Source organism: Saccharopolyspora sp. NPDC000995 (assembly GCF_053599315.1).
This window is the reverse complement of record NZ_JBSFLZ010000167.1, coordinates 1-12,976: the sequence shown is the minus strand read 5'-3', so window position 1 is coordinate 12,976 and position 12,976 is coordinate 1. Positions and strand designations below refer to the sequence as shown.

The 12,976-nt window shown below is 69.4% G+C and carries 13 protein-coding genes and 3 pseudogenes; 10 read left to right on the top strand and 6 right to left on the bottom strand.

The features are described 5' to 3' along the window. Nucleotides 1-325: 325 nt before the first annotated feature. Nucleotides 326-964, top strand: coding sequence for a LysE family translocator (locus ACWDKQ_RS32560; RefSeq protein WP_450142603.1), 639 nt, complete (start codon nt 326-328; stop codon nt 962-964). Here the strand turns inward: ACWDKQ_RS32560 and ACWDKQ_RS32555 are convergent. After that, on the bottom strand, nt 900-1,709 hold the full coding sequence (locus ACWDKQ_RS32555) for an ArsR/SmtB family transcription factor (RefSeq protein ID WP_450142602.1): 810 nt from the start codon (nt 1,707-1,709) through the stop codon (nt 900-902). The two genes, ACWDKQ_RS32560 and ACWDKQ_RS32555, sit on opposite strands and share 65 nt — an antisense overlap. Nucleotides 1,710-1,779: 70 nt before the next feature. On the opposite strand from ACWDKQ_RS32555, the gene ACWDKQ_RS32550 reads away from it, so the two are divergent. Next, a complete protein-coding gene (locus tag ACWDKQ_RS32550) occupies nt 1,780-3,153 on the top strand; it encodes an MFS transporter (RefSeq protein ID WP_450142601.1) in 1,374 nt (457 codons plus the stop codon). 320 nt (nt 3,154-3,473) lie between these two features. Here ACWDKQ_RS32550 and ACWDKQ_RS32545 read toward each other — a convergent pair whose 3' ends face one another. From ACWDKQ_RS32545 to ACWDKQ_RS32535, 3 genes and pseudogenes are all read right to left on the bottom strand, one after another. Then, nucleotides 3,474-5,255: an SDR family oxidoreductase gene (locus ACWDKQ_RS32545; RefSeq protein ID WP_450142600.1), complete on the bottom strand. Its 1,782-nt coding sequence runs from the start codon at nt 5,253-5,255 to the stop codon at nt 3,474-3,476. Beyond that, nucleotides 5,248-5,913, bottom strand: a complete 666-nt coding sequence (locus ACWDKQ_RS32540) for a CatB-related O-acetyltransferase (protein ID WP_450142599.1) — start codon at nt 5,911-5,913, stop codon at nt 5,248-5,250. The genes ACWDKQ_RS32545 and ACWDKQ_RS32540 overlap by 8 nt, the downstream gene beginning before the upstream one ends. A 14-nt stretch (nt 5,914-5,927) precedes the next feature. After that, nucleotides 5,928-6,294: pseudogene (locus ACWDKQ_RS32535) on the bottom strand (ATP-binding cassette domain-containing protein); the annotation flags it as partial. A gap of 349 nt (nt 6,295-6,643) precedes the next feature. Here ACWDKQ_RS32535 and ACWDKQ_RS32530 point away from each other — a divergent pair. The 3 genes and pseudogenes from ACWDKQ_RS32530 (at nt 6,644) to ACWDKQ_RS32520 (ending at nt 8,451) form a co-directional block, all read left to right on the top strand. Beyond that, nucleotides 6,644-7,387, top strand: a complete 744-nt coding sequence (locus ACWDKQ_RS32530) for a GNAT family N-acetyltransferase (RefSeq protein ID WP_450142598.1) — start codon at nt 6,644-6,646, stop codon at nt 7,385-7,387. 211 nt (nt 7,388-7,598) lie between these two features. After that, nucleotides 7,599-7,871: pseudogene (locus ACWDKQ_RS32525) on the top strand (tryptophan--tRNA ligase); the annotation flags it as partial. Continuing rightward, nucleotides 7,825-8,451 carry a tryptophan--tRNA ligase gene (locus tag ACWDKQ_RS32520; RefSeq protein WP_450142597.1) on the top strand — a complete coding sequence of 209 codons (627 nt, stop codon included), beginning with the start codon at nt 7,825-7,827 and terminating at the stop codon, nt 8,449-8,451. The pseudogene ACWDKQ_RS32525 and the gene ACWDKQ_RS32520, both read left to right, overlap by 47 nt. A 331-nt stretch (nt 8,452-8,782) precedes the next feature. Here the strand turns inward: ACWDKQ_RS32520 and ACWDKQ_RS32515 are convergent, their stop codons facing one another. Both ACWDKQ_RS32515 and ACWDKQ_RS32510 read right to left on the bottom strand, forming a co-directional pair. Continuing rightward, nucleotides 8,783-9,136, bottom strand: a complete 354-nt coding sequence (locus ACWDKQ_RS32515; protein WP_450142596.1) for a hypothetical protein — start codon at nt 9,134-9,136, stop codon at nt 8,783-8,785. Between the two features lie 452 nt (nt 9,137-9,588). Next, complete coding sequence (locus ACWDKQ_RS32510; protein ID WP_450142595.1) at nt 9,589-9,900, bottom strand: hypothetical protein; 312 nt, start codon at nt 9,898-9,900, stop codon at nt 9,589-9,591. A gap of 142 nt (nt 9,901-10,042) precedes the next feature. Here ACWDKQ_RS32510 and ACWDKQ_RS32505 point away from each other — a divergent pair, with 142 nt between their 5' ends. From ACWDKQ_RS32505 to ACWDKQ_RS32485, 5 genes and pseudogenes are all read left to right on the top strand, one after another. After that, nucleotides 10,043-10,765 carry a 3-keto-5-aminohexanoate cleavage protein gene (locus ACWDKQ_RS32505; RefSeq protein ID WP_450142594.1) on the top strand — a complete coding sequence of 241 codons (723 nt, stop codon included), beginning with the start codon at nt 10,043-10,045 and terminating at the stop codon, nt 10,763-10,765. Continuing rightward, nucleotides 10,762-11,163 (top strand): PaaI family thioesterase, encoded by a 402-nt coding sequence (locus ACWDKQ_RS32500; RefSeq protein ID WP_450142593.1) that lies wholly within the window; start codon nt 10,762-10,764, stop codon nt 11,161-11,163. The genes ACWDKQ_RS32505 and ACWDKQ_RS32500 overlap by 4 nt, the downstream gene beginning before the upstream one ends. Before the next feature lie 42 nt (nt 11,164-11,205). Further along, nucleotides 11,206-11,532 carry an ArsR/SmtB family transcription factor gene (locus tag ACWDKQ_RS32495; RefSeq protein ID WP_450142592.1) on the top strand — a complete coding sequence of 109 codons (327 nt, stop codon included), beginning with the start codon at nt 11,206-11,208 and terminating at the stop codon, nt 11,530-11,532. Further along, the gene (locus ACWDKQ_RS32490; protein ID WP_450142591.1) at nt 11,529-12,470 is read left to right on the top strand and encodes an SRPBCC family protein; all 942 of its coding nucleotides are present in this window, start codon (nt 11,529-11,531) and stop codon (nt 12,468-12,470) included. Before ACWDKQ_RS32495 ends, ACWDKQ_RS32490 begins: the two co-directional genes overlap by 4 nt. Before the next feature lie 49 nt (nt 12,471-12,519). Next, a pseudogene (locus ACWDKQ_RS32485) lies at nt 12,520-12,851 on the top strand (putative quinol monooxygenase). Nucleotides 12,852-12,976 lie beyond the last annotated feature (125 nt).

Here is a 12,976-nt window from a genome sequence, read left to right as displayed (position 1 = left end):
ACTGAACCTGATCAGACTCGACGCTTGGTGGAACAGCCACCCGCTCGACCGGACCCGCACCAGCCACCTCGCCCGCCTCGAACTCAGCCTGGCAGGCTAAACCAATTAACCACCAGGATCAGCACCGACCCTGCTGGTTAATTTCGGCGAGTTGTTGGGGCTGTTTGGGAAGGTGCGGGCGTGAGGCGAACGGACCGTTCGCGTCGTCTACCGATGCGAACAGGCCGTCCACCGCACACCGGTTGGCGAGGCAGTACCGGAGCGCTCCCGTGGTGAAACCAGCCCCTCGCGGAATTAGCCAGCAGGGTCGGCGGAAGGCGGAGTGGTGGTCGAGTTTCCGGCAGTGGCGGGGATCGCGGTGGTGGCGCTGGGCATGGTGCTCACGCCCGGGCCTAACATGTTCTACCTGGTGTCGCGGTCACTGACGCAGGGGCGGCCGGCCGGGTTGGTGTCGCTGCTGGGGGTGGCGGTGGGGTTCCTGGTGTACGCCGCGGCCGCTACCGCCGGCATCGCCACGGTGTTCGCCCTGGTGCCCGCACTGTACACGGTGTTGCAGATCACCGGTGCGGCGTACTTGCTGTGGTTGGGGTGGCAGGCGGTGAGACCGGGCGGGGCGTCGGTGTTCGCGCCGGTGCCCACTGCCGGCTACGGGCCAGGTCGGTTGTTCGCGATGGGTTTGGTGACCAACCTGCTCAACCCGAAGATCGCGGTTCTCTACGTGTCGTTGCTGCCGCAGTTCATCGACCCCGCTCGCGGCGGAGTGGCGTTGCAGAGCCTGACGTTGAGCGTGGTGCAGATCGTGGTGGCGTTGTCGGTCAACGCGCTGATCGTGGTGACTGCCGGTTCGGTGGCGGGTGTGCTAGCGCGGCGGCCGGTGTGGCTGCGGGTGCAGCGCTACTTCATGGGCACGGTGCTGGTCGGGTTGGCGGTGCGGTTGCTGACCGATCGGACCCGTCCGGCGTGACACCGAGGACTTCCTGCAAGCCGTTGGCGCCGTGTTCGGTGAGTTTCAGCGCACGCCGCTGAGGTCTGCGGACCAGCCAGCCGGTGTCGAGCAGCGCGGTCAGCAACGCCGCGCCCAGCCGCCCGGCGAGATGGTGGCGCTGTTCGCTCCAGTCCACGCAGAACCGAAGCAGCGGCCGCCGTGACGGTCCGGCCTGCATGGCGTGCAAATTTACGCCCAGTGCGGCGAAGACCGGTCCGGCGTGCGGACCGAGCTGGTAGGGGTGGTCGCGGAGCTGCACGGACAGGACATCGCCGGGGCGGCGCCGGGTGTTGGGGATGCCGTCTTCGGTGGCGAGTGCTCCGCGGTCCAGCAGTGCCGCGGTGACCGCGACACCGAGCCGACCGGCGAGGTGGTCGTAGCAGCTGCGGGCTTCGCGCACCGCGGCGGCGCGGGTGCCCTGGCGCAGCGAGCGCACCGGTTCGGCTGGTGCGATCGCTGCGAGTGCTTCCAGCACGGCAGCCACCCGGTCGTCGACGAGCCGGAAGTAGCGGTGCCGCCCGGACCTCTCGGCCTCGATCAGTCCGCCGGCGCAAAGCTTGGTCAGGTGGGCGCTGGCGGCGCTGGCCGACAACCCGGCTTCCGCGGCCAGCACCGACGCGGGTAGCGCACGCCCGTCGGCCAGCGCCTGCAACACCCTGGCGCGGCCGGGTTCGGCGAACAGCCCGGCCACCTGGGCGATGTCGCAGTCTCCCCGGATTGCCATGGCTCCATGATGCGCCCGCGACGTTTCAGGCTGGCGTGAACTGTTGCGGGTGCAGTCTCGGGACGTGTTAATGCGACGAGGTGTTGGTTCTCCCGCGCTGGTGCTTGTGGTGATGTGCGCGGGCATGTTCCTGGTGCTGCTGGATGTCACGGTGGTCAACGTGGCTCTTCCCAGCATCCGCGGTTCGCTGGGCGTGGGAATAGCCGGGGCGCAGTGGGTGGTCGACGGGTACGCCTTGGCCATCGCCGGGTTGTTGCTGGTCGGTGGCATGTTAGGCGACCGTTTCGGGCACCGCCGGTTGGTGCTGGCGGGCATGGTGCTCTTCGGTTGGGCATCGCTGGGGTGTGTGCTGGCCCCAGGGCTTGGAGTGCTGGTCGCTTCCCGCGCGGTGCAGGGCGCTGGGGCAGCGTTGCTGCTGCCTGGCAGCATGGCGGTGATCACCGGGGTGTATCCGGATCCCGCGGCACGGGCCCGGGCCTTGGGTGTGTGGTCTGCGGTGTCATCGCTGGCGTTGCCGGCCGGTCCGCTGCTCGGTGGTGTGCTGGTCGAGTGGGGCGGCTGGCGGCTGGTGTTCGCGCTGAACGTGGCGGTGGTGATCGCCGCGGTCGTGGGGATTGGCATGGTGGTGCCGGATCTGCCCAGTGATCCTGCACAGCGGGTGCGCGTCGGGGTGCTGGCGGGCGCGGTCACCGGATTGACCGCGGTGGTGTTCGCGGTGATCGAGGCGGGCCGGGCCGGCGTGGACGTGCTGGTGCTGGCAGCGCTGCTGGCGGCGTTGGTCGCACTGTGGGTGGCCGGGCGCCGGGTACCGCGCGCGATGCTGGGCAACCGGCCGTTCCTGGCGGCGAACTCGGTGGCGCTGCTGATGAATCTCGGCATGAACGGCACGTTGTTCGTGCTCACCCAGTACCTGCAGAACCTCGGCGGGTACTCGCCGGCGCGCACGGGTTTACTGCTGTTGCCGATGTCGGTTCCGCTGGTGCTGCTGGCGCCGGTGGCCGGGCGGATGGTGGCGCGGTTCGGGCCTCAGGTGCCGATGCTGTGCGGCGCGGCGATCGCGGCGGCGGGATCGGGGTTCTGGGGCCTGGCGTCGCCGGACGGTGGTTATGCCGAGGTGGTGCCAGTGCTGGTGGCGTGCGGGGTTGGTGCCGGGTTGCTGACCACATCGGTGGTGACTGCCGCGGTCGGCGCGCTTGGGCCGCAGCGGTCGGGGCTGGCCAGCGGGGTGAACAACACCATGCGGCAGACCGGTACGGCGCTGGGCGTCGCCGTGTTCGGCGCGGTGGCGGGTTCTCCGGGCGCACCTGCAGATACTGCCGGACTGCACCATCTGGCGGTCGTCGGGGTGCTGCTGTGGCTGGTGGCGATCACCTTCAGCGTCACCGCCGGGATTTCCGCCCGGTCGACTCGGTGCGCAACCGGCCGCGTTCCGGCAGCGCGGTGACCGGGCCGAACGTCAGGTTCTGAGCAGATCGGCTTCGGGCTGCTCGGGGTGCCGGGATGGCGCAATGGTGAGGCGACCAGCGCCGTGGCAGAGACGACCAGGCCGGTGACCCCGAGCCACAGCGGGGTGCGGTGGGTCGCGGCGTCGGCGACCACACCCCCCGAGCGGGGCGCCGAGCACGCTGGCGTCGCGGTCGATGCCGTCCAGAACCGGCGTTAGCCTGCGAGGCTGGCGACGCGTGGCATGCCGGGAACGTAGCAACGATTTCGCCCCGGTTTTCCCCTGCGGACGTGATCAACCACTGTACATTGCCCGGGGTGTTAGATCATGCGTTTGCCGCCGCCTGCGTAGATGGTCTGGCCGGTGATCCAGCGGGCTTGGTGGGAGGCGAGGAAGACCGCGAGGTCGGCGATGTCGTCGGGGCGGCCGACGCGGCCCAGCGGGCTGAACTCGGCGAAGCGGGTGTTCATGTCGTCGCTGATCCACCCGGTCTGTACCGGGCCGGGCGAGATGGTGTTGACGGTGATGCCCGCGGGGCCGAGTTCGGTGGCTGCGGAGCGGCTCAGCGATTCCAGGGCGTTCTTGGTGGCCCAGTACGAGATCTGGTCGGGTGCGCCGGAGGCGGCATCGGTGGAGATGTTGACGATGCGGCCCCAGCGCGCCTTGCGGCGCAGGTGGCGGCGGTGGAATTCGGCCATCAGCAGTGCCGGGGCGCGGGTGTTGACCACATGGTGGGCGTCGAGGCTGGCCGCGGTGACGGTGGTGGCACCGCGTGCGGGGCCGGGCCGGAAGGTGTCGGGCACGCAGTGCGCGGCGTTGTTGACGAGGATTTCCACGGGCCCGAGGTGGGTTTCGGCGTGGTCGAAGATCGCCGGTGCGGCGGCTGGGTCTGCGAGGTCGACTGCCAGGGATTCGGCGTCGGCGCCGTCGGCGCGCAAGGCGTCGCGCACGTGGTCGGTGCTGGTGGCCTTGGCCGCACTGTAGGTGCGGTCGGCGCCGGTGGTGGTGCTGCCCGGGGGTGCTTCGGGATCTGAGGCGAGCACGACCTTGACGCCCTGGCGGGCCAGGGCGCGGGCGATGCCGGCGCCGATGCCCAGCGGGCTGTCGGCGCCGGTGATCACGGCGACGCGGTCGCGCAGGCGGGGGTCGATCACGCGGTCCTCTCGAATCGTTTGATGTGGTCGGTGATGGTGGCCTCTGGTGCAGGGCCGTGGGCAGGGCGTGGCCGAGCCCGGGGATGGTCTCGCAGCGGGCGCCGGGGAAGAGGTCGGCGTTGTGCAGTCCGTGCGGACGTGGGTTGATGGGGTCACGCGGGCCCTGAATGACCAGGGTCGGGGTGGTGACGTGGCGCAGTTCGGCGCCGCGTTCGGTGGGCACGGGGGTGGCGAAGGCGTGTGCGCTGGGCTGCTGGTAGCTGCCGGCGTGATCGATCGCGGCGTTCTCCCAGCGGCGGAATTCCGCTTCGTTGAAGGGGGTCTGCGTCGCCTGCCAGCAGCCGCCATTCGGCCAATCGTCGCTGCAGCGCGGTCGCGGTCGGGTGCGGGATCGCCGCGGTGGCCCAGCGCCGTGACGATCTGTGGGGTGGGCGCGGACAGCTCGGTGGGTTCGCCTTCGACGGCGGGGCGCAGTGCTTCGGCGAAGTCGGCGTCGAGGGCGGCGGTGGCCAGCAGGGTCAGGGTGCGCAGCCGGTCGCGGTGGTCCAGGGCGAGCAGTTGACCGAGGGTGCGGCCCATGGACATGCCCACCACGTGCATCCGCGTCCAGTCAAGGCGAGTGCGTTGGCTTCGGCCCCGCAGCGCCTGGTACCAGTGCCGCGTTTTGGCGGTGGCGATGCCGTGCCAGTCGAGGACCGCCACGGCGTCGCGGGCGAGGTCCTCCAGCGCGTAGCCGGTGATGTCCAGGTGGGTGGAGCCGGTGTCGCGGTGGTCGTAGCGCAGGGCGTGCAGGTGCTGCGCCACGAGGGCGTCGGTGAACTCGTCGGGCCAGCCCAGTTCGTTGGCGTTGGCGCCCATGATCAGCAGTACCGGCGGGTCTGCGGGGTCGCAGCGGGATTCGGTCCAAAGCCGCAGCCCGTCGGGGGTGGCGACGTGGAGTTCAGGCATCGAGCAGACCTTCCTGGCGGGCCAGTGCGGCGAGGTCTTTGGGCTGGCCTGCCATGATGGTGCGGACGTGCGCGGTGATGGTCTCGATGGGCCAGTTCCACCAGGCGATGCGTTGCAGCAGTTCGACGTCGGCGTCGTAGAAGCGGCGGTGGATCTCCCGGGCGGGGTTGCCGCCGGCGACGCCGTAGGCGGGGATGTCGCCGGTGACCACGGCGCCGGTGGCGATGATCGCGCCGTCGCCGATGTGCACGCCGGGCATGATGGTGGCGTCGCGGCCGATCCAGACGTCGTTGCCGATCACGGTGTCGCCCGTGATCGGAAGGTCGGCGGCGATGTCGAGGGTGGCCTCGGTCCAGGCTCCGCCGAACATGGTGAACGGGTAGGTGGAGCAACCGATCATGGGGTGGTTGGCGGCGGGCATGGTGAACCGCGCCCCGGTGGCCAGCGCGCAGAACCGGCCGATGCGCAGCTTCGCGGGCCCGTAGTTGTAGAGCACGTTGCGGGTTTCGAATTCGGCGGCGCCGCCGGGGTCGTCGTAGTAGGTGTACTCGCCGATCTCGATCAGCGGCGAGCGGACCACTGTAGACAGGAAGGCCACGTTGGTCAGTTCTGGCCGGGTGCTGGGGTGCACGCGGGTGGGGTCGGGTGTGTCGGACATGGCGGTGGCTCCCCTCAGGCGCTGCTGCGGCCGTCGTGCAAGTTCAGGGTGGGCCCGTTCCGGCGCTGCCGCAGCCAGCGGTCGTGGCTGGCGACGACGATGGCCCCGCAAGCGGTGTGCAGGGCGTCTTCGAGTTCGCTGACGAGGGTCAGCGACAGGTGGTTGGCGGGTTCGTCCAGTAACAACACCTGTGGTGGGTCGGCGAGCAGCAGGGCCCAGGGCCAGCCGGCGGCGCTGGCCGGGCGACAGCGCCCCGAAGGGCCGGTCGAGGTCAGCGGGGGCCAGCAGCACGCTGCCGGTGTCAGGTGCCAGCCGGCCGGCGGCCACAATCCGCAGCAGGGTGGATCTGCCCGCACCGTTCTCACCGACCAGGCCGATGCGTTGGCCGGGCGAGGCGGTCAGCGACACTCCGTCGAGGACGCGGCGGTCCGCATAGGACTTGCCGAGATCACGTGCGAGCAGGACGAAGGACACTGAATTTCACGCACCCCGGATTCGATGACAGTTGCCGCCGGGCATGGTTCAACGCGACCGGTGGAAGGGGCGCGGAAGCCTCGGACGCGGGCCTGGCTCGAAGTCAGTTCTTCATAGCGCCGATGATCCTAGCGACACGCCCGCGGTGGCTGTCAACGCATTTGTTCCACCTGGAACGGCCCCGCTCTTTGCAGGAATGGCAGTGGGCGCGCTAATTCACTTGCCTGTACCGGTGCTCGGGTGTAGCCCATGTCGAATGCTGCAAGAGGTCCCCGCCGGTGCGCCTTCGGTGCTGTCTAACGAGACCACAACGGTGTCCTACACGCCGGTGTCCGGTGCGTTACACACCATCCACGTGCTGGCCATCGACGGGCCGGACGCGTTGGAGCTGCTGCGCGCGGAGTTGCCGGGATGGACCGTGCTGACCGCTCCCGCCGATGGCGAGGCCCTGCGGCGGGCAGGTGCGCGGCTGAAGCGGCATGCGCACGCGATGCAACGCGATCTGCGGTCCGATCCACCGCCACGGGCGTGGGCGCGGTTGCTCCCTGCGCAGCCGCTGTGGGTGGTGGCCTGTGATCGCCCGGCATCGGAGCTGCTCGGCGCGTGGCGGGAGGCGTTCCCGACGGACCATGCGGACCGGGTTTCCGACAACGATCAGCAGGTCCTGACGGAGTTGCTGCAGCCGCTGCTGACCGGCCGGGCGCTGGGGCCGGTGCTGGCGTGCAGCGCTGTGGTCGTCGATGCCGAGGACCGGGTCGTGGCGGGTCTGGTGGTCAACGACCGCGAAGGTGTTCCGTGGGTCGGTGGGGTGTTCCGCCGCCCGGCCGCCGAGTTCGCCGGGCTGGGCGGACTGCTGCTGCGGCGCGCCATGGCGTGGTTGAGCGAGCGGGGCTGGAACGAGGTGGGGTTGGCCGTCACTGTCGGCAATCCCGCGCAACAGCTGTACGAACGGCTGGGGTTCACCATCACCGGGACCAAGATGACGCTTGAGCTGCCCTGACCACACCGTCCCGCAGCAGCGCACCGCGCTGCGGGGCGGGTTAGGATGGCAGCGTGATTCGCAGTTCGTGCCTCGCGTGGTGGCGCTCCGCTTAGGAGCGGCCGATCACCTTGCGCACACCTCGGGCCGTTCGGATGGACGGCCCTTCTTCGTGTTCTCCACACGTCCTGGGCGTCGGCCGGACCCCGCCACCTGATGAGGAGAACCATTCATGACCACCGTGATCGAGACATCCACCGCCGCGCGCCGAAGCACCGAGCTCAAGGAGCTGATCTCGTTGCACCCCAACGTTTTCCGGGTGCTAACCGGGGATCGTCCGACCGGGCTGCTGCACCTGGGGCACTACTTCGGCACCCTGCACAACCGGGTCCGGTTGCAGCGCCTGGGCGTGGAGCTGCTGGTGATCGTCGCCGACTACCAGGTGCTCACCGACCGCGATGTCGCAGAACGCCTCGACGAGCACGTGCAGAACCTGTTGCTGGACTACCTGGCGGCCGGGATCGACCCGCAGCGCGCCACGATCTTCACCCACAGCGCGGTCGCGGCACCTGGAGCTGACCCGCACGATCGCGCGCCGCTTCAACGCCCGCTACGGGCGGCTGCTGCCCGAGCCGGATGCGCTACTGTCGTCGGCCCCGCTGCTGCTGGGCACCGACGGCACCAAGATGAGCAAGAGCCGCGGCAACTCGATCACGCTGGCGGCCACGGCCGACGAGACCGCGAGGCTGATCCGGGGCGCGAAGACGGATGCGCAGCGCCACATCACCTACGACCCGCAGTCCCGCCCGGAGGTTTCCAGCCTCGTGCTGCTGGCGGCGTTGTGCACCGAGCGGGATCCGCACGATGTCGCCGAGGACATCAGCTCCGGGGGCGCGGCGGCGTTGAAGCGCACCGTCACCGAGGCGGTCAACGAGCACCTGGCACCGATGCGGGAACGCCGTGCCGCCTTCGCGCAGGATCGCGGCTATCTGCGCCGGATCCTACGCGAAGGCAACGAACGGGCCAACGCCATCGCCGAGACGACCCTGGCCGAGGTTCGCTCAGCGATGGGCACCCACTACTGAACGGGTCAGACACCGATCGCGCATCACGGGCCACCTCGTCGACGTGGTCGAGGTACTCGGTGTAGTGGGTGACCATGACGGTGGCGACTGGTGCTGAGAAGTGACCTCGGCCGGCAGTTCGATGATCTGGCGCCCGCCGTCGTGGTCGAGCACGGCGGTCGGGTCGTCGACCAGCAGCACCGTCGCGCAACCACGCGGGCTCCCACACCGAGGCAACCTCGACGTCATCGAACGCCACCAGTGCGAACCGGCCGGTGTGACGAGGCGGTCCAGCGCAGCACCCGGATCTTGTCGCCGGTGGGCAAGGATCGCAGCGCCAAGTTGGATTGAATCAGGTCCCAGTGCTGGGTGCGGGTGGCGGTGAAGTCCTGCGCGGTGTCCTGTCAGGCGTGGTGGGTAATACCGCGGCGGGTGAGTCCAGCGGTGGTCTCTCAGACAGCCACGCGCTGCTCGGCTCAGCGGCCCCGACGATGAGCTGGTGCTCGGTGAGTTCGCGCAGCGCCAGCCCGTCCCCGGCGCCGATGTCCAGCAGCCACTGGGGCCGATGCTGCCGGTAGAACTCGCGCAGCGCGGCGGATGTCGCCTCGAAGAGACCGATGTCGCCGCCACCTCGGATGAACGCCCGGAACGCTGCAAGCAAATGGACCGCAGTGGCTTCGCCGTTGGCGATGATCGCCGACAGCAACCGGGCCGGCTCGCTGTTCGCCGGTGATGAAGGTCTGGGCTGCTTCGGTGGCGTGGTGGGCGGGTGGCAGCGTCGCCGCTGCTGTGCGCCCAAATCGCCACCTAAAGCGCCGATTCGGCGTCGTCGGGGGAGACGTCCGTGGGCGCGGCCCCAGTGCGGCGGGCGTGGTGGACCTGATCGACCGTCATGGGGATCCGTTTCCAGGGACCGTCGATGTAAGGCTTTCCACACAGGGACAACCGGAACCTGGCCTCGTGGGTTCGACGAGGCCGAGCTCACGCAACTGCCACACGTCGGATTTGCAGCATGACACCGGCCGTCCTTGGTCGGCCGCGAGTTCGGCGGCGCGCAAGCCGGGGCGCCGCCGCAGTGCTTCCAGGACGGTCCTCGTCCAAGGTCCGCGCGGGGCGGAGACCTCCAGCTGCGCCAGCTGCCGGCCTATCGCGGCCCGTTCACGCGGACGCAAGTCCACCGGTTGCGGTGGCAGCTCGAGTGCGGGGCCGTCGGAGCGGAGCGTCAGGCGGTAGACAGCGCCGCGGCCGTCCCTGTCCAAAGAGGACCGTAGTCCCGCGGCGGAGATAAAGCCCGCGCGCTGCGTCGATGTCGGTGATCCGGCCCGGATCGACCTCGGGAACCTCGCCGATGCCGACCAGCCCGACCGCGGCGCGCAGCCGCGATCCGGCCTGCACCTGCGGGCTGGGCCAGCGCTGGAACGCCAGGGTGATCTCGCCGCTGGCCACGCCGCGCAGGATCCGGTTGCTCAACACACACCACCACGCTAGTACCTCCGCCCCACCCCCAGGCGATCGTGGTATCGCCGATCCGGGCGAGGCGAGATGACTGAAGACGATCACGAAACGGGCCGCCAGCTTCCGCGCGCACGCCGGATCGGGGGAGAATCGGCGCATGTTGCAGGTCTGCCTCAACGGCGCGCGGTCCCCGCGCGAGCACTTCCACCTGCCCGTGCGCCCGGAGGAGTTGGCCAAGGCCGCCGCCGACAGCATCGCCGCCGGCGCCACCGACATCCACTTGCACCCCAAAACGCCCGACGGTACCGACAGCCTCGATCCACACCTGGTCGCAGCCACGTTGCGCGCGGTGCGCGCCGCGGCTCCCGGAGTCCCGGTCGGGGTCACCACCGGCGTGTGGACCGCCCCGGACCCAGCCGACCGGATCCGGGCCATCCGGGCATGGACGGTGCTGCCCGATCACGCCTCGGTCAACTGGCATGAACCTGGCGCCGACGACGTCGCAGCCGTGCTGCTGGAGCGTGGTGTCGGCATCGAGGCAGGCATCTTCTCCGGCACCGACAGCGACCGCCAGTTCCTGCATTCCCCGCACCGCAGCCGGGTGCTGCGGGTGTCGGCAAAGGTCACCGACCTGACCGCGCGGGGCGCGGCGACCACCGCTGAAGCGCTGCTGGAACGGCTGCGCCCTGCGGCGACGCCGATCCTGCTGCATGGCGCCGCCGCCGGGGCGTGGCCGGTACTCACCGTCGCCGCCCGCCGCGGCCTGGCCACCCGCATCGGTCTGGAGGACACGCTGCTGCTGCCCGACGGGCAGGTCGCTGCCGACAACGCCGAACTCGTCACCGCCGCAACCCGGATTCTCGCCAAGGACGCCTCATGACCGCCGTCGACCACCAGCAACTCGTCGAACTCATGCCGTTCGCGGTATCGCTGAGCGTGCAGATCGACGCCGAGAGCGCCGAAGAGGTCCGCGGGCCCCTGGACTGGGCGCCGAAGCGCTGCACATCCGGGGGGAGTGCTGCACGGGGGAGCGGTCATGGCGCTGGCCTACTCGACGGCGCGGTCTGCGCGTTGCTGAACCTGCATGAGGGCGCGCACACGGCCACGATCGAGTCGAAGACGAACTTCTTCCGCGCGCTGCGCGAGGGCACGTTGCACGCGGTCAGCGGTCCGCTGCACATTGGCCGCACGAGCATAGCGGTGCAGACGGAGCTGCCGGACGACTCCAGGCGCCGCATCGGGCACACCACCCAGACCCAGGCCGTGCTCACCGCCTGAGCACCCCGGGAAAGCATATTTCCCAGCGGCTATATTTACGAGATGGCAAGTACCTTCGAAGTCCTGGCCGAACCACACCGCCGAAACATCCTCGACCTGCTGCGCACCGGAGAACAAGCCGTCGGCGACCTCGTCGACCGCCTGCCGCTGAGCCAACCCACGGTCTCCAAACACCTCAAGGTGCTACGCCAGGCCGGGCTGGTCGAAGTCCGCCAGGACGCCCAACGCCGCTGGTACCGACTGCGCCCCGAACCGCTAGCCGAGATCGACGCCTGGCTGGCGCCCTACCGGCAAATGTGGCACGACCGCCTCAACGCCCTACAACGCCACCTCGACAACATGCCCGACCCGAAGGACACCCAGCCATGAACACCGACACGACCGTCACAATGATCGGCAACCACCCAGTGCTGCGCCTGCAACGCCTGCTGCACCACCCACCAGAGAAGGTCTGGCGCGCCATCACCGACCCGACCGAACTGACCCACTGGTTCCCAGCCCACATCGACTTCGACCAGCCGACCCCCGGCACACCGATGTACTTCACCTTCGAAGGATCAGACACCTCCGGCGACGGGGAAATCCTCGAAGCTGACCCACCGAAGGTCTTCACCTTCCGCTGGAACACCGACGTCATCCGCTGCGAACTGCTCCCGCACCCCGAAGGCTGCCTGCTGGTGTTCAGCCACACCCTGCGCGGACCCGACAGCGACCGCCCGTCCACCGCCCGCCACGCCGCCGGCTGGGACGCCTGCCTCGACAGCCTGACCGCCCGGATCGAGGGCACGACCGCCGAATTCTCCACGCAGACCTGGTTCGAACGCGCCGAGGCCTACATCGAGCAATTCGGACTCGGCGAAGGAGAACTTTACCCGACCGACAACGGCTGGACGCTCCACTTCGAACGCGACTTCGTCCAACCACCCCAGCAGGTCTGGGCCCTCATCACCGGCGACAGCCACCCCACCACAGGCGACGAACCACCACTGCAGAGCACCCACGGATTCGGCCAAGCCGGCGCGCTCACCGCCCTCCAAGCCCCCAACGTCCTGGAATACGCCTGGCAACCAGGTGGCACCGTGCGATTCCAGCTCCGCGATCAAAACCCCATCGGCACCCGCCTGACGCTGACCCACACCCTGCCCGCCACGCAGACCACCGAACGCGCCACCCTGCTGGCGGCATGGCAGGTATACCTCGAGATCGTGTTCGCAGCCCTGCACGGCGACACCTTCTGCCCGTGGCCCACCGACCGCACCGAGCAACTGCGCGAGCACTACGCACAACACCTGCGCGACACCCTGTGAGACCAAAGCGCGGATAATCCGCTGCCCGCCAAAACAGCACCTACACACGATGATCTTCATCACCACCAAGTTCCGAGTCCGCCCCGAACATGCCAACCAATGGCCGCAGATCGCCGCCGAATTCACCCAGACGACCCGCGCCGAACCCCCGGCTGCCTGTGGTTCGACTGGTCCCGCAGCCTCGACGACCCCAACGAATACGTCCTGGTCGAAGCTTTCCGCGACGACGCAGCAGGCGCCGCGCACATCCAATCCGAACACTTCAAGAAGGCGCAGCAGACCCTGCCCCCGTACCTCGCCGAAACCCCGCAGATCATCAACACGACCCTGACGCAGCAAGACTGGCCCCTGCTGGGCGAAATCGCCGTACCCGAGAACTGAACCGCCCGGGGGGTGCCTCTATGTGCTTTCGTCAAGTGAGGCGTGGGGTTCTGGGTTGGTAGAAGGCGCCGTCACGGAGCATTGCGAACAAGACGCTGATGCGGTGGCGGGCGAGGCGGAGGAGG